This is a genomic window from Pseudomonas sp. C9, assembly GCF_002000165.1.
GTDB lineage: Bacteria > Pseudomonadota > Gammaproteobacteria > Pseudomonadales > Pseudomonadaceae > Aquipseudomonas.
In genome coordinates this window covers 4,531,702-4,545,576 of record NZ_MPAK01000001.1, presented here as the reverse complement: position 1 = coordinate 4,545,576, position 13,875 = coordinate 4,531,702, and the positions used below count along the sequence as shown (strand labels likewise).

Genomic DNA, 13,875 nt, shown 5'->3' with positions numbered 1-13,875 from the left:
TCAAAGTTTCCTTTGTAACTTCAACCACTTGCGCTTCCGATCACTCGGTAGCGGGAGGCGAATTCTACAGCGTTACACGCTGCTGTCAACACCTCTTTTTCAACTCCTTTCGGACTTCGATGAACTGAAGCCACTCACTGCCGAAAACTGCGTAACTCTTTGTTTACCAAGGAGTTTTCCGTTTCGACTGCGCCGGAAGTGGGGCGAATTATAGACATCCTGAATCTGCCGTCAAGCACTGATTTGGCTTTTCTATCAAACAGCCCAAAATCATCGCCATATATAGACGTACACGCCACGAATGCGCACTATATTGCCCAACTGCACAACAAAGAACTTCCGCTTCCTACTTCGGACGACTCCACGCAATGAACGATCAACCCCGCAGCCTTGCCTCGACCTTGTTCTCGGTAGGCCTGCTCATAATAGCCATGGCGTCGATCCAGTCCGGAGCTTCTTTGGCTAAAAGCATGTTCCCGGTTATCGGAGCTCAAGGAACCACCACCCTACGCCTCATTTTCGCCAGCGTGATCATGCTGCTCCTGCTTCGTCCATGGCGGGCGAAGCTCACTGCAAAATCCCTGCGCACCGTCATCATCTATGGTATGGCACTGGGCGGCATGAATTTCCTCTTCTATATGTCCTTACGCACTGTCCCTTTGGGAATTGCAGTAGCCCTGGAGTTCACCGGGCCATTGGCAGTGGCGATCTATGCTTCGCGCCGGGCAATCGACTTTTTGTGGATAGCGCTGGCGGCTGCGGGCTTGCTGCTATTAATCCCCACAGACGCATCAACCGTCGGAATCGACCTGGTAGGGGCCGGTTACGCCCTAGGGGCGGGAGTCTGCTGGGCCCTTTACATTCTGTTCGGCCAGAAGGCCGGTGCCGACAATGGTGTACAGACCGCCGCACTGGGCGTGATGATTGCCGCATTGTTCGTGGCCCCTATCGGCATCGTCCATGCAGGGACCGCGCTGCTGACCCCTTCGTTGATCCCCGTGGCCATAGGCGTCGCCATTTTATCCACCGCCCTGCCCTACACGCTGGAGATGGTCGCCCTCACCCGCATGCCCGCACGGACTTTCGGCACATTGATGAGCATCGAACCTGCGATTGGCGCCTTGTCAGGCTTGTTGTTCCTGCATGAGTATCTATCGCTGTCACAGTGGATGGCTATCTTGTGCATCATTCTGGCTTCCGTGGGCGCAACCATGACTATGGGCAGTGCTGCCAAGCCAGCAGTTGCGGCAGATTGATACAGGATTTAACGCAGGTCTGGTAATTGACGCTCAATTAGGCCATGTTTAGGCCCGTAACCCAGCGCCAGACATGGATTTTTCAGGATAGGGATACCAAAACGCTTAAGCGAAAGCGAATGCAGCCAGACCCGGGCACAAGATCCGGGAACGCTAGTAAGGACAGCAATGAAACGAATTTTGATATTGATCGCCGTTCTGGCAGTTGCGGGTTGTGCGGCGACCTCGAAAACACAAGTCAAACATGGCAAGAAAGGGCTGCATATCAACTGTTCGGGGCTCTCATCCTCGTGGGAAAAGTGCTACACCAGCGCCGCCAACTCTTGCGCACCCAAAGGGTACAAGGTCATTGCCAAGTCGGGGGACGCGGTGGAGGAGCCAGGCGATTATCCGTTCGGCCTCAACCCTGCCGGTTACACCAGCCGCAGCATGATCGTCATTTGCAAATAGGCTGATGCCGCCCCGCAATCTGACGGCCAATCTCGTCGTAACTAGATTTCAACACATTGCGCTGGATGTCTGGCGTTGCCAGCATCCGTGCGACAACCAAAGCACCGATGCATTGCGACAGAATTGCCCAAGCCAGGCTGTCGCTTTCCAGAATACGCGCCCAACTCTCCTGTAGCTGACAAATCCAGCGCTCTGCCTGCTTGCGAACCACCATGTCCGAACGAGCAATTTCCGCGCCCAATGCGGGCAGCGCGCATCCGGATTCCGGATGCTCGACATGCGCCATGCTCAAGTAATGCTTCAGGCATCGCTCAAGTTTTTCGCTCCCTCCATCGGTGCCTAATCGTTCCACGCTTTGGCCCAGTTCACGCTCGACGATTGAAGAGAACAGTTCATCCTTTGATGAGAAGTGACTGTAGAAAGCCCCGCCGCTCAAACCGATTGCCTTCATCAATCCGTCGACGCCGACCGTGGAAAAACCTGACTTCTTGGCAGACACCGAACTGCTTTCCAGCAACTTTTGTTTGGTTTCCAACTTGTGATTGGCCGAGTAGCGCATTGCAAGTCCTCAGGATTGATCGTCTTGACGTCTGTGGAATCGTAGCATAACGTTCGTTTAGTTAACGATCGTTTAGCAAAGGGACCACCTATGAATAATAAGAAAGTCGTACTGGTTGTCGGCGCTGGTGATGCTACCGGCGGCGCCATTGCCAAGCGTTTTGCACAGGAAGGCTTCGTCGCCTGTGTCACCCGGCGCAGCGCAGACAAACTTCAGCCATTGGTCGATGCCATCAAAGCTGATGGCGGAGATGCCCATGGCTTTGCCTGCGACGCACGCAAGGAAGAAGATGTAATAGCGCTAGTCGAACAAATCGAAAGCCAGATTGGGCCCATTGAAGCGTTTGTCTTCAATATCGGCGCCAACGTGCCCTGCAGCATTCTTGAAGAAACCGCCCGCAAGTATTTCAAGATTTGGGAAATGGCCTGTTTCTCAGGTTTTCTCAATGCTCGCGAAGTCGCCAAGCGCATGGCCAAGCGTCAGCGGGGCACGATCCTGTTCACCGGGGCTACAGCAGGCATGCGCGGTGCCGCAGGCTTTGCTGCGTTCGCTGGTGCCAAACATGGCATTCGTGCCTTGGCGCAAAGCATGGCGCGAGAACTCGGCCCGATGAATATTCACGTTGCTCACGTCGTTGTCGACGGCGCCATCGATACTGACTTCATCCGCGAGAGCTTTCCGGAAAAGTACGCAACCAAGGACGAAGACGGCATTCTTAACCCCGAGCACATCGCCGAAAACTATTGGTATCTGCACAGCCAGCCGCGGGACTCCTGGACATTCGAGCTGGATTTACGCCCCTGGAGCGAACGCTGGTAAGCCCTCCCCTACAACAATAAACAGAGTGCACCGACCATGAGCAAAACCGTGGAGTTCTTTTTCGACCTCGGCAGCCCGGCCACCTACCTGGCTTATACCCAGCTACCGAAAATCTGCGAACAAACCGACAGCCAACTGATTTACAAGCCAATGCTGCTGGGCGGCGTGTTCAAAGCCACCGGCAACGCTTCACCGGCGACCATCCCGGCCAAGGGTCGTTATATGTTTCAAGATCTCGACCGCTACGCAAAACGTTACGGTGTACCACTGAAATTCAATCCGCACTTCCCCATCAACACACTGATGCTCATGCGCGCAGTGACTGGAATTCAGTTACGTCAGCCCGAACGTTTCCCGGCGTTTATCGACTGCCTGTTCACTGCCCTCTGGGTCGAAGGCCGTAGCCTTGATGATCCTGCCACCGTTGCCGCCGTGTTGACTCAAAACGGTTTTGACCCGCAAACAGTCCTCGCCCTGACGGCCGATGAGGAGGTCAAAGCCGCTCTCAAGGACAATACCGAGAAGGCCATACAGCGCGGTGTATTCGGCGCACCGAGTATGTTCGTCGGCGATCAGCTGTTCTTCGGCCAGGATCGGTTGGACTTCGTGATTGAAGCCCTGAGTTAAATCTCGATCACTAACCGCCCCTTCGCTGCTCCCGAAACGAGCAGTTCATGAGCAGCCTCGGCAGTTTCCAGCGTGAACTGCCGAGAATCGAGCAACGGCTTCAACTGACCCGCCTCAATCAACCGCGCCGCTTCATTAAGAATCTGGCCATGACGTTCAAGTCCCTTCCCCGTCAGCAACGGCAATAGCGTAAACACCCCGGAATAACTCGCCCCACGAAACGAGAGCGGCGCAAGGCTGTGCTGCCCCCAACCCAGACAGCTCACTACATGCCCCTCATAAACCCGAACGGCCTTGAACGAGTCATCCAGCACCGCGCCACCCACTGTGTCATAGACGATATCGAAGCCCTCCCCGGCCGTGAATTCAGCCACATAGCTTTCAACCGAAGACGCACGGTAATCAATAAACGTTGCACCGAAACTTTCGATAGTTGCCCGCTGCCCCGCTGAACCGGTTGCGAACACGTCAGAACCGAACGCCCGGGCAATTTGCACAGCCACATGTCCGACACCGCCGCCGCCACCATGGATCAGCACCTTCTGACCGGCCCGCACCCGAGCCCGATCAACTAGCCCTTCCCACGCGGTGATCAATACCAAAGGCAGCCCTGCGGCCTCGCGCATACTCAAGTTGCCCGGTTTGCGTGCCAGAAGCCGCGAATCGACCACCGCGAACTCCGCCAGGGAACCCTGCGCGCCACCGATACCGGTCGCCATCGCGAAGACTTCATCACCAGGCATCCATCCACTGACGCCCTCTCCCAGCGCCTCAACTGTCCCCGCTAAATCCATGCCCAATACGGCCGGTAATGGCTGACGCGCATGAGCAGCTTGCCCCGCACGAATCTTTCCATCCAAAGGGTTCACCCCGCTGGCCTTGATCCTGATCAGCACCTGACCCACTCCCGGCACGGGCCGCGACAGGAGAACCAAGCGTAAAGGCCCATTGGCCGAGTCAACAATCAGAGCGCGCATTTCAAGTGAGTCAGTCATTTCGCAGATTCCCGTCAGAAGTGTGTGTGCGGGATTAATCTTCGTCCAGATCACTCATGCCGATAAGACACCATATAGCTATAGTACGTATGCCCATTTGGCATCAATGAGAACTCCCGTGGACACACTCAACGCAATGGCAACCTTCGTCCGTGTCGTCGAACGCGGCAGCTTTTCGGCCGTCGCCCGGGAGATGCAGACCAGCCAGCCGACCATCAGCAAAATTTTAAGAGCGCTCGAAACCAAACTCGGCGCAAAGCTGATTAGCCGCAGCACCCGTCAACTGTCACTGACGGATGAAGGTCAGAGGTACTACGACGAATGTCGCCAAATCCTTGCAGCGGTGGACGCGGCAGAACATCGTTTTCAATCAGGACGCGAATCCATTTCCGGCAACTTGAAAATCGGCTCATCCGTGAGTTTCGGGCGCCTACAGATCGCACCGCGCCTCCCCGACTTTCTAAAAACGCACCCTCAGGTTCAAATTGACCTGCAACTCAGCGATCAAAACCAGGACCTGGTCAGTGAAGGGCTGGACGTGACATTCAGAATCGGTGAGCTGAGCGACAGCGGTCTGCTCGCACGCCACATCGGCACCACCCACCGGATAACCGTTGCAGCGCCTGAGTACCTCAAGCAATTCGGCCAGCCCCAAACCCCGGAAGACCTCGGCGCGCACAACTGCCTGCAATTCAACTTGCTGAACAGTCAAAACCTATGGATTTACAAAAGAGGCGCCCAGCAACACGAAGTACGCATCAAGGGTAACGCGCAAAGCAACAACTCCGAGGCGATCCGCGAAATGGTGCTGGGGGGATTGGGGATTGCGTTGTCGCCAGTCTGGCTGTTCAGTGAGGATCTGAAGGCCGGCCGGGTGAAAGCCATTTTGCAAGACTACACGACGCAGTCGCTGCCGATTCATGCAGTGTCCCCGGCGAATCGTCGCCAATCCGCCAGGGTCAAAGCATTTGTCGACTACATGAGTCAGGCGCTCGACCAAGCGCCTGACCTCCAACCCGTCAAATAGCCGCGGTGCGGGTATTCAACCACTCAAGGGCGGCGCCATCGAGCAATGGACTCAAGCGTTCGCGCACCTCGGCGTGGTAAGCGTTGAACCACTGTTTCTCTTCCAGAGTCAGCAGCGACGGCTCCAGACAGCGGGTGTCGATCGGGCATAGCGTCAGGGTTTCGAACTTGAGGAACTCTCCGAACTCGCTTTTGCCCGCCTCACGGTTCAGCACCAGGTTCTCGATCCGCACGCCCCAACGCCCCGGACGGTAAGTGCCCGGCTCGATGGAAGTGATCATGCCCGGCTGCATCGCGGTTTGCGGCGCAGTAGCGGCCTGATAGGCGATGACCTGCGGGCCTTCGTGAACATTGAGGAAATAGCCAACGCCATGGCCAGTGCCGTGACCGTAGTCGACGTTTTCTGCCCAGATTGGAGCGCGTGCGATGGCATCCAGCAGCGGTGACAAGATCCCTTTGGGGAATTGCGCGCGGGACAGTGCAATCACACCTTTAAGTACTCGCGTGCAGTCGCGCTTCTGCTCATCCGTCGGAGTCCCCACCGGCACCATTCGCGTGATATCGGTAGTGCCACCCAGGTACTGACCGCCGGAGTCGATCAGCAACAGGCCGTCACCCTCGATCACCGCGTGCTCTTCTTCGGTCGCGTGGTAATGCGGCATCGCGCCATTGGCGTTGAACGCGGCGATGGTATTGAAGCTCAGCGACACGTAATCGGGACGTCGGGTACGCGCGGCAGTGAGGTGCTCGTCGATGGTCAGCTCGGTGATGCGTTCACGACCCAAGGCCGAGTCCAGCCACGCGAAGAATTCACAGAGGGCGGCACCGTCCTGCTCCATGGCCTGGCGAATGTGCTCGGCATCGGCCAGGCTTTTCTGCGATTTGGCCAGCGTGGTCGGGTTCAGGCCTTCGACCAGTTTTACGCCGGCATCGAGGTTGTCCAGCAAACCGGCGGTGACACGCGCCGGGTCTACCAGCAGGCTCGTGCCGCTCGGAACGGCGCGCAAGGCAGCGTCCACTTCACTGTAATCACGCAGGATCACACCGTCTTGTTCCAGTACCGCACGCAGCTCGGCATCGACTTTGCTCAGTGCCACGAACAGGGTTGCCTGCTCCTGGCTGACCAGGGCGAAGGACACGAAGACCGGGTTGAACGACACGTCTGCGCCGCGCAGGTTGAACAACCAGGCGATGTCATCGAGGGTGGCGACAAAATGCCAGTCAGCGCCTCGATCTTTCATTACCTCGCGCACCTTCGCGAGCTTTTCGCCACGGCTGACCGTCGCTTGCGGTGGCAAATGTTGATAGATCGGCTCGTTCGGCAACGTCGGGCGATCGCTCCAGACTTCGCTCAACAAATCGATATCGGTACGCAGGCGGGCGCCACGCTCTTCGAGCTTGCCACCCAGCGTTCGCGCCGAGGCCACGGCCATGACCGCACCGTCCACCGCGACGACGCCACCTTCAGGGGTTTGCTCGGCCAGCCAGTCCAGCGGGCCTGGCTGGCCCGGCTGCAGCTTGACCAACTCGATGCCGCTGCCTTTGAGCTCCTTGGTCGCTTGCTCCCAATAACGGCTGTCGGCCCAGACGCCAGCAAAGTCCGGCGTCACGATCAGTGTGCCGACCGAGCCATGGAAGCCCGACAACCACTGCCGTCCCTGCCAGTAGCCTGGCAAGTATTCCGAGAGGTGCGGATCGGCCGACGGCACCAGCAAGGCATGAATGCCTTCGCGGCTCATCAGTTCGCGGGTTTGCGCCAGGCGCTGGGGCACCGATCCATTGATCGAAGGCTGCGTACTCATCATGTCTCCTGCTAATCACTTCAGCTTATTGTTGAGTGCCGATCTGAGTCGGCGCTTTAAGGCGCTACTGCCAGAATGCCGGGGCACTGGCGCAGGCGGCTTTGATCAGGTGCACCGCTTGGTCGATGTCTTGCTCGGTGGTGAACCGCCCGAGACTCAAGCGAATCGTGCGGCTCGCCGAGCGGGCGTCATGCCCCAGGGCCAGCAACACATGGGATGGAACGTTGCTGGCAGAGTTGCAGGCCGATGTCGCGGAAAATGCGATCGAATGGCTCAATGCCGCGGAGTTGAACTCGCCTTCGCTGAAGGTCAGGCTCAGAGTATGGGGAATGCGTTGGGTCGGGCTGCCATTGAGACGAACGCCGGGAAGGCTCAGCAGTTGCTCAAGCAAGCGCTCCCGCAACCGGACGATCGTGGCTTTCTCTTCATCGAACGCAGCGCCAGCCAAGGCGAAGGCCACCCCCATCGCTGCGATCTGATGAGTCGCGAGGGTGCCGGAACGTAAACCGCCCTCGTGACCGCCGCCGTGAATCTGCGCCTGCAAGCGTGGTTGCGCGCGCGGGCCGACGTACAGCGCGCCGATGCCTTTGGGGCCGTAGATTTTGTGGGCGGAAAACGACATCAAATCCACGGGCAGGTGGGCCAGATCGATGGCAACTTTCCCTGCACCTTGAGCGGCGTCAACGTGAAACAGCGCATCGCGGGCGCGTACGATTTCGCCGATGGCCGCGATGTCATTGAGCGTACCCAGTTCGTTGTTGACCAGCATCAGCGACACCAGAAAGGTGTCTTCGCGCATCGCTTCGCTGACCGCTTGCGCCGTGATCAAACCGTCGGTGTCTGGCACCAGATACGTCACCGCCACACCGGCGTCCTGTAACTGTTTGGCCGTGTCGAGAATCGCCTTGTGTTCGATCTGGCTGGTAATGAGGTGCCCGCCACTGACGCCGCGTGCCGGGGCCACGCCCTTGAGCGCGAGGTTGTTCGATTCGGTGGCGCCGGAGGTCCAGACGATCTGGTCAGCGGTAGCGCCCACCAGTTCGGCGACCTGCTGCCGTGCGTGGTCCACCGACCGCCGAGCCTGCTGGCCATAAGCATGGGAGCTGGACGCCGGGTTGCCGAAGTTGCCGGTAAAACCCAGACACTCGACCATGACCTTGATGACCCGCTCATCCACCGGCGTGGTGGCGGCGTAGTCGAAATACAACGGACGTTTATTCATAAAAGACTCGCAGAGCGTGTTCCGGGATCAGGAAGCTCATAACGGAAACGTCAAAGCGCAGCCTTGTGAGCTGCGCCGATACTTCAGCACGTTAGAAATACCTGATCGGAAGCCGTTAAAGAAGAACAACTTCATTTAAAAGTGCGTAGGAACGCTCCTGAAGTCGAGCTTAACAGGCATCGGGCAACCGGATGAAGCAATGCGTCAGCTAAAGCTTTCAAGAAGTAACGGATACAGAGAAGCCACCAACAGCAGGGCCATGCCCCAATTGAACAGGCGCAACCAGCGGCGGTCCTTCAACACATTGCGTAACAACGTGCCGCACCCGGCCCAGATACCAACGCTCGGCAGGTTGATCACGGCAAACACCGCCGCAATGATGATCACATTGGTGAAATAGCCCTGCATCGGCGTGTAGGTACTGATGGCACCGATGGCCATGATCCACGCCTTGGGATTGACCCATTGGAACGCCGCTGCGCCCAGGTAAGTGATGGGTTTGCTTTCGCCGTTCTCGCTCTCGGAGACCGGACCTGAATGGGCGATTTTCCATGCCAGATAAAGCAAATACGCCGCGCCGACGTAGCGCAACACGGTGTAGAGCAAAGGATAGGTTTGAAACACGGCGCCGAGGCCGAACCCGACGGCGACCACCAGGACAAAGAAACCACAGGTGACGCCCAACATGTGCGGGATGGTGCGGTTAAAGCCGAAGTTCACACCCGATGCCAGCAACATGGTGTTGTTGGGGCCGGGAGTAATCGAGGTGACAAGCGCAAACAGGGCCAGGCCCATCAGCAGATCGAGTGAAAGCGTCATGAGCGGCAGTCCATAAGGGTCAATCGGGTGTTAAGACCCTATCGCACGCCTTGCGGGAAACCCACGGACAGTTACGGAAAACTTCGAGCGGTACAGTTCTTGATCAGCTTGGTCGACCGTGAAGCTGTACAGCACGCTCGGCGTTCATCTCGCCTTGTTTATCGAAACCAAAGGATTTTTGCGGCTGCCCGAGCAAGGCGGCTTTCCTGGCGTGGTACTCCTCAAAAGACAGACCACGACGGTTCAATTCCTCAAGCGCCAGTTCCTTGGATTCTTCGGCGGTATATGGCCGCAATTCCGGAGACACATGGCTGGCACAACCGGCGAGAACAGAGAGCGCGAGCAGCAGGAAAGTGGCGGTGAGAGTGTTCATTGTTAGCGTCCTGGCATCTGGGTTCGGGGCAATGAACACAGGCTACCTGCGCGGCTTCAAGGGCAGAAATCAACGCTCTCGATAGTGGCTATCAACTTTGGCAAACGTCGTTCTGTTCTCAACCTTCATATCTCCAAAAGATCTATAAATATTTATTTATGTTCTTTTACGGAATAACAGACTCTCTTTATAACACCTCCAGCGCCTCACCCACTGCCGACTGGCCCGCGTCCCATGTCTTTCAAACGAGAGGCTGAGTCAGGACTTGTTTTCATAGCCATTTCCTCATGGAGCGACCCCCATGCAACTGCTGACCTTGCCGCCCTCACCCGCGCTGGCGACCTCGATCCGCGCCACCGCGCAGGTGTTCGAAGATCCGAAATCCCAAGCCTTGCTTGCCCATGTGCAGCAGGTCGCGCCCAGCGAAGCCAGCGTACTGATCAGTGGCGAAACCGGCACTGGCAAGGAGTTGGTGGCGCGGCACATCCACAACCTGAGTACCCGACGCAACCGGCCCTTCGTGGCGGTGAATTGCGGCGCATTTTCCGAATCGCTGGTTGAGGCCGAATTGTTCGGTCACGAAAAAGGTGCATTCACCGGCGCGCTGAACGCCAAGGCCGGCTGGTTCGAGGAGGCCCACGGCGGCACGCTGTTTCTCGATGAAATTGGCGACCTGCCAATGGCGATCCAGGTCAAGCTGCTGCGGGTGCTGCAGGAGCGTGAAGTGGTCCGACTCGGCTCGCGCAAGAGCATTCCCATCGATGTGCGCGTAGTGGCGGCGACTAACGTGCAATTGGAAAAGGCCATCAATGCCGGGCATTTTCGCGAGGACCTGTATTACCGACTCGACGTGGTCAGCCTGGACCTCAGCCCGTTGCGCGAACGCCCCGGCGACATCCTGCCGCTGACCCGGCATTTCATCCAGGTCTACAGTCAACGCTTGGGTTACGGCAGCATCACCCTCAGCAAAGATGCCGAACTGAAACTGCGAGGCTACAGTTGGCCGGGCAACATCCGAGAGCTGGAAAACGTTATTCACCACACGCTGTTGATCTGCCGTAACGGCGTGATTGAACGCGATGACCTGCGCCTGTCCAACATGCGCATCGAGCGTCAGGATGACCAACACGTCGGCACCGATGATTCACCGGAAGCCATGCTGAATCAGGCCTTTCAAAAACTCTTCGCAGAACAGGCCGGTGCACTGCATGAAAAAGTCGAAGATGCGTTGTTGCGCGCAGCCTATCGCTTCTGTCATTACAATCAGGTGCACACCGCTGCCCTGCTGGGTCTGAGCCGTAACGTAACCCGCACGCGGCTGATCAAAATCGGCGAACTGGCAGTCAACAAGCGTCGGGCCACGGAGAATGTCCAGGGCGAGCGCGTGATGCAGTTGTCGATTTAGCCCACCAGATTGCAGTGCAGCGCATCATCGGGGCCAAGCGCCAAGCTGTGCAGCACCTGGAACGAACCGAACGTCACGGTTTTCGCCTGGTGGGCGCGGATCAAACCCCAGAAATCCTGCTCACCCCGCTCAAAGCTGCGAAATGCGGCTTCACCGGCTTCGCGCGTTTGCCATTGCAAGTAGTTGAGTACCCGCCGGCCATCATCGCTGGCCTGGATACTCGCACTCAAGAAGCCACTGAAATCCCGGGCCAGGCGCTCGGTCTGCAGGGACAGGGCCGTCACCAGCGCCGGTTGCCGATGGGGCTCGATCTCGAATTCGATCAATTGGGTGAAGCCGCGGTTGTTTGCTGACAATTGCATGAACAGTCCCCTTCATGTGTAAACCGATTGTTGCGATCCGAAGGCCTGCAGGGTAAAACCTCTAGTTAACTAGAGGTCAACAGGCAATGTTCAAATGATCACCCCGGAAAATCTGCATAAAGAACTCACCGTCGGCCAACTGGCCGCCCGCAGCGGTGTGGCGGTCACGGCGCTGCACTTTTATGAGTCCAAGGGTTTGATCAAAAGCAACCGCAATCAGGGCAATCAGCGGCGCTATCCACGAGAAGTGTTGCGGCGGGTGGCGTTGATCAAAGTGGCCCAGCGTCTGGGAATTCCATTGGTGGAGATCGGTGAGGCGCTGAAATCGTTGCCGGATAACCGGGCGCCGACGGCGGCAGACTGGAAGTCGTTGTCAGCGCAGTGGAGCCGGGATCTGGACGCGCGGATCAATCAGTTGATGTTGCTGCGCGACAAGCTCAATGGCTGCATCGGGTGTGGGTGTCTGTCGATGGAGGCGTGTCCACTGCGCAATTTTGGCGATGTGCTGGGGGAGCGTGGGCCGGGCGCGCAGCTGCTGGAATCCGCTGCAGAACCGAAATAGCGACGCGGCCTTCGCGGGCAAGCCCGCTCCCACAGGTACAGTGGTGAACTTGTTCGCGAAGGTGACTTACTAGTCGGAGAGTGTTTAAAACCCCGGTGCAATCTGCCCTTTGTACCGGGTCAGGATGAACTGCCGCACTTCATCCGAATTCAATGCTTTTGCCAGTTTCTGCAAGCCAGGATCATTGATGTTGTCTGGCCGCGCCACCAGAAACTCGATGTACAAGCTCTTGCCCTTCTCGACGATCAACGCGCTGTTGGTGTCGATCCCCGCTTCAAGTGCGTAGTTGGCGAAGACAAAGGCCAGGTCGACCTGACTCACCGAGCGCGCCAGCAATGCGCCTTCCAGCTCACGAATCTTCAGGTGTTTGGGGTTTTCGATAATGTCCCGCTGGGTGGCCAAGGTGTTGCTCGGGTCCTTGAGTTTGATCAGCCCGGCTTCGTGCAACAGCACCAGCGCACGGCCGGTGTTCACCGGGTCGTTGGGGATCGACACGGTGGCGCCATCCTTGAGCTCGGCGATGTTTTTGATTTTGGTCGAGTAGGCACCGAACGGTTCAATGTGCACGCCGACGACCGGCACCAGATCGGTGTGGCGAGTCTTGTTGTAGTCATCGAGAAACGGGCGGTACTGGTAATAGTTGGCGTCGAGGTTCTTCAGGGCCAATTGCTGGTTGGGCTGGATAAAATCGGTGAAGACTTTGATGTCCAGGTCCACGCCTTCCTTGGCCAGGGTCGGTTTGATGAACTCGAGGATTTCCGCGTGCGGCACCGGGGTCGCGCCGACGATGAGTTTTTCGTTGGCGTGAGCGCTCAACGACACTAAGGCAGCCAGAATGGCCAGGGTCTTTTTCATGCTTTGCTCCTAGACAGATTAAGTGGCCGTCGTGGGGTGGACGTGGGGCCTGTTGTATTTTTTTGGATCGAATATTTAACGTCGGCTGTAACGCGCCACCAGTCGGTCGCCGGTCATTTGCAGGGCCTGAACCAGAATCAGCAACAGCACCACCGTGACCACCATGACGTCAGTCTGAAAACGCTGATAACCGTAACGAATCGCCAGATCGCCCAGTCCGCCACCGCCAATCACACCGGCCATCGCCGTGTAATCGACCAGCACGATCGCAGTCACGGTGACCGCCGCCAGCAGCCCTCCCCGTGCTTCGGGCAACAAGGTGTGGCGGATGATCTGCCACGTATTCGCGCCCATCGCCTGGGTCGCTTCCACGACACCGCGATCCACTTCGCGCAACGCGGTTTCCACCAACCGTGCAAAAAACGGCGTGCAGCCGACCACCAATGGCGGAATGGTCCCCGGCACACCGAGCGAGGTGCCGACCAGCAGTGTGGTCAGGGGAATCAACACGATCAGCAAAATGATGAACGGCAGCGAACGCAGCATGTTCACGACCACCGACAGCACACGGTAAACGCCGACCGCTTCATGCAACTGGCGCTTGCCGGTCAGAAACAGCACCACCCCCAACGGCAACCCCAGCAGCACGGTGAACCCCAGCGCCGCGCCGAGCATGCTCAGGGTGTCGAGGCAGGCCTGGGCGATGTCGGCCCAATAGATATTTTTCAGCAACTCGGCCATCA

16 protein-coding genes are annotated in these 13,875 nt (G+C 57.7%); 7 read left to right on the top strand and 9 right to left on the bottom strand.

What is annotated here, in order from left to right; genetic code table 11:
- Positions 1-368 precede the first annotated feature (368 nt).
- A complete protein-coding gene (gene rhtA, locus BMS17_RS21305; RefSeq protein WP_046032343.1) occupies positions 369-1,256 on the top strand; it encodes a threonine/homoserine exporter RhtA in 888 nt (295 codons plus the stop codon).
- Between the two features lie 168 nt (positions 1,257-1,424).
- Positions 1,425-1,706, top strand: coding sequence for a hypothetical protein (locus tag BMS17_RS21300; RefSeq protein ID WP_046032344.1), 282 nt, complete (start codon positions 1,425-1,427; stop codon positions 1,704-1,706).
- On the opposite strand, the gene BMS17_RS21295 is transcribed toward BMS17_RS21300, so the two are convergent.
- A complete protein-coding gene (locus BMS17_RS21295; RefSeq protein ID WP_046032345.1) occupies positions 1,693-2,265 on the bottom strand; it encodes a TetR/AcrR family transcriptional regulator in 573 nt (190 codons plus the stop codon). The genes BMS17_RS21300 and BMS17_RS21295 overlap by 14 nt on opposite strands.
- A 90-nt stretch (positions 2,266-2,355) precedes the next feature.
- Here BMS17_RS21295 and BMS17_RS21290 point away from each other — a divergent pair, with 90 nt between their 5' ends.
- Both BMS17_RS21290 and BMS17_RS21285 read left to right on the top strand, forming a co-directional pair.
- Entirely contained in the window at positions 2,356-3,084 is a 729-nt protein-coding gene (locus BMS17_RS21290; RefSeq protein WP_046032346.1) for an SDR family oxidoreductase, read from the top strand.
- Positions 3,085-3,120: 36 nt separating this feature from the next.
- Positions 3,121-3,711 carry a 2-hydroxychromene-2-carboxylate isomerase gene (locus tag BMS17_RS21285; protein ID WP_046032347.1) on the top strand — a complete coding sequence of 197 codons (591 nt, stop codon included), beginning with the start codon at positions 3,121-3,123 and terminating at the stop codon, positions 3,709-3,711.
- Here BMS17_RS21285 and BMS17_RS21280 read toward each other — a convergent pair.
- Positions 3,708-4,706, bottom strand: a complete 999-nt coding sequence (locus BMS17_RS21280) for a zinc-dependent alcohol dehydrogenase family protein (protein WP_046032348.1) — start codon at positions 4,704-4,706, stop codon at positions 3,708-3,710. The two genes, BMS17_RS21285 and BMS17_RS21280, sit on opposite strands and share 4 nt — an antisense overlap.
- A 106-nt stretch (positions 4,707-4,812) precedes the next feature.
- Here BMS17_RS21280 and BMS17_RS21275 point away from each other — a divergent pair, with 106 nt between their 5' ends.
- On the top strand, positions 4,813-5,733 hold the full coding sequence (locus BMS17_RS21275) for a LysR family transcriptional regulator (protein ID WP_175649045.1): 921 nt from the start codon (positions 4,813-4,815) through the stop codon (positions 5,731-5,733).
- Here BMS17_RS21275 and BMS17_RS21270 read toward each other — a convergent pair.
- The 4 genes from BMS17_RS21270 to BMS17_RS21255 all read right to left on the bottom strand — a co-directional run bounded on the left by BMS17_RS21270 (position 5,726) and on the right by BMS17_RS21255 (position 9,948).
- Positions 5,726-7,534 carry an aminopeptidase P family protein gene (locus tag BMS17_RS21270; RefSeq protein ID WP_077431686.1) on the bottom strand — a complete coding sequence of 603 codons (1,809 nt, stop codon included), beginning with the start codon at positions 7,532-7,534 and terminating at the stop codon, positions 5,726-5,728. The two genes, BMS17_RS21275 and BMS17_RS21270, sit on opposite strands and share 8 nt — an antisense overlap.
- Before the next feature lie 64 nt (positions 7,535-7,598).
- Entirely contained in the window at positions 7,599-8,756 is a 1,158-nt protein-coding gene (locus BMS17_RS21265; protein ID WP_046032351.1) for a cysteine desulfurase family protein, read from the bottom strand.
- 204 nt (positions 8,757-8,960) lie between these two features.
- Positions 8,961-9,575 carry a LysE family translocator gene (locus BMS17_RS21260; protein ID WP_046032352.1) on the bottom strand — a complete coding sequence of 205 codons (615 nt, stop codon included), beginning with the start codon at positions 9,573-9,575 and terminating at the stop codon, positions 8,961-8,963.
- Between the two features lie 103 nt (positions 9,576-9,678).
- Entirely contained in the window at positions 9,679-9,948 is a 270-nt protein-coding gene (locus BMS17_RS21255) for a hypothetical protein (RefSeq protein WP_077431685.1), read from the bottom strand.
- Positions 9,949-10,249: 301 nt separating this feature from the next.
- Here BMS17_RS21255 and BMS17_RS21250 point away from each other — a divergent pair, with 301 nt between their 5' ends.
- A complete protein-coding gene (locus BMS17_RS21250; RefSeq protein ID WP_077431684.1) occupies positions 10,250-11,353 on the top strand; it encodes a sigma-54-dependent Fis family transcriptional regulator in 1,104 nt (367 codons plus the stop codon).
- On the opposite strand, the gene BMS17_RS21245 is transcribed toward BMS17_RS21250, so the two are convergent.
- The gene (locus tag BMS17_RS21245) at positions 11,350-11,715 is read right to left on the bottom strand and encodes an antibiotic biosynthesis monooxygenase (RefSeq protein WP_077431683.1); all 366 of its coding nucleotides are present in this window, start codon (positions 11,713-11,715) and stop codon (positions 11,350-11,352) included. The genes BMS17_RS21250 and BMS17_RS21245 overlap by 4 nt on opposite strands.
- Positions 11,716-11,809: 94 nt before the next feature.
- Between BMS17_RS21245 and soxR the strand changes: the two genes are divergently transcribed.
- A complete protein-coding gene (gene soxR, locus BMS17_RS21240; RefSeq protein ID WP_077431682.1) occupies positions 11,810-12,277 on the top strand; it encodes a redox-sensitive transcriptional activator SoxR in 468 nt (155 codons plus the stop codon).
- 84 nt (positions 12,278-12,361) lie between these two features.
- Here soxR and BMS17_RS21235 read toward each other — a convergent pair whose 3' ends face one another.
- Both BMS17_RS21235 and BMS17_RS21230 read right to left on the bottom strand, forming a co-directional pair.
- Positions 12,362-13,132 (bottom strand): MetQ/NlpA family ABC transporter substrate-binding protein, encoded by a 771-nt coding sequence (locus BMS17_RS21235; RefSeq protein ID WP_046032357.1) that lies wholly within the window; start codon positions 13,130-13,132, stop codon positions 12,362-12,364.
- A gap of 75 nt (positions 13,133-13,207) precedes the next feature.
- Positions 13,208-13,873, bottom strand: a complete 666-nt coding sequence (locus tag BMS17_RS21230; RefSeq protein WP_046032358.1) for a methionine ABC transporter permease — start codon at positions 13,871-13,873, stop codon at positions 13,208-13,210.
- Between the last annotated feature and the right edge of the window lie 2 nt (positions 13,874-13,875).

Coding starts and splice junctions, on each gene's coding strand:
- BMS17_RS21235 (WP_046032357.1), bottom strand. CDS start 13,132: ATGAAAAAGACCCTGGCCATTCTGGCTGCCTTAGTGTCGTTGAGCGCT.
- BMS17_RS21250 (WP_077431684.1), top strand. CDS start 10,250: ATGCAACTGCTGACCTTGCCGCCCTCACCCGCGCTGGCGACCTCGATC.
- BMS17_RS21290 (WP_046032346.1), top strand. CDS start 2,356: ATGAATAATAAGAAAGTCGTACTGGTTGTCGGCGCTGGTGATGCTACC.
- BMS17_RS21265 (WP_046032351.1), bottom strand. CDS start 8,756: ATGAATAAACGTCCGTTGTATTTCGACTACGCCGCCACCACGCCGGTG.
- BMS17_RS21300 (WP_046032344.1), top strand. CDS start 1,425: ATGAAACGAATTTTGATATTGATCGCCGTTCTGGCAGTTGCGGGTTGT.
- BMS17_RS21245 (WP_077431683.1), bottom strand. CDS start 11,715: ATGCAATTGTCAGCAAACAACCGCGGCTTCACCCAATTGATCGAATTC.
- BMS17_RS21295 (WP_046032345.1), bottom strand. CDS start 2,265: ATGCGCTACTCGGCCAATCACAAGTTGGAAACCAAACAAAAGTTGCTG.
- BMS17_RS21275 (WP_175649045.1), top strand. CDS start 4,813: ATGAGAACTCCCGTGGACACACTCAACGCAATGGCAACCTTCGTCCGT.
- rhtA (WP_046032343.1), top strand. CDS start 369: ATGAACGATCAACCCCGCAGCCTTGCCTCGACCTTGTTCTCGGTAGGC.
- BMS17_RS21270 (WP_077431686.1), bottom strand. CDS start 7,534: ATGAGTACGCAGCCTTCGATCAATGGATCGGTGCCCCAGCGCCTGGCG.
- soxR (WP_077431682.1), top strand. CDS start 11,810: ATGATCACCCCGGAAAATCTGCATAAAGAACTCACCGTCGGCCAACTG.
- BMS17_RS21280 (WP_046032348.1), bottom strand. CDS start 4,706: ATGACTGACTCACTTGAAATGCGCGCTCTGATTGTTGACTCGGCCAAT.
- BMS17_RS21285 (WP_046032347.1), top strand. CDS start 3,121: ATGAGCAAAACCGTGGAGTTCTTTTTCGACCTCGGCAGCCCGGCCACC.
- BMS17_RS21255 (WP_077431685.1), bottom strand. CDS start 9,948: ATGAACACTCTCACCGCCACTTTCCTGCTGCTCGCGCTCTCTGTTCTC.
- BMS17_RS21260 (WP_046032352.1), bottom strand. CDS start 9,575: ATGACGCTTTCACTCGATCTGCTGATGGGCCTGGCCCTGTTTGCGCTT.
- BMS17_RS21230 (WP_046032358.1), bottom strand. CDS start 13,873: ATGGCCGAGTTGCTGAAAAATATCTATTGGGCCGACATCGCCCAGGCC.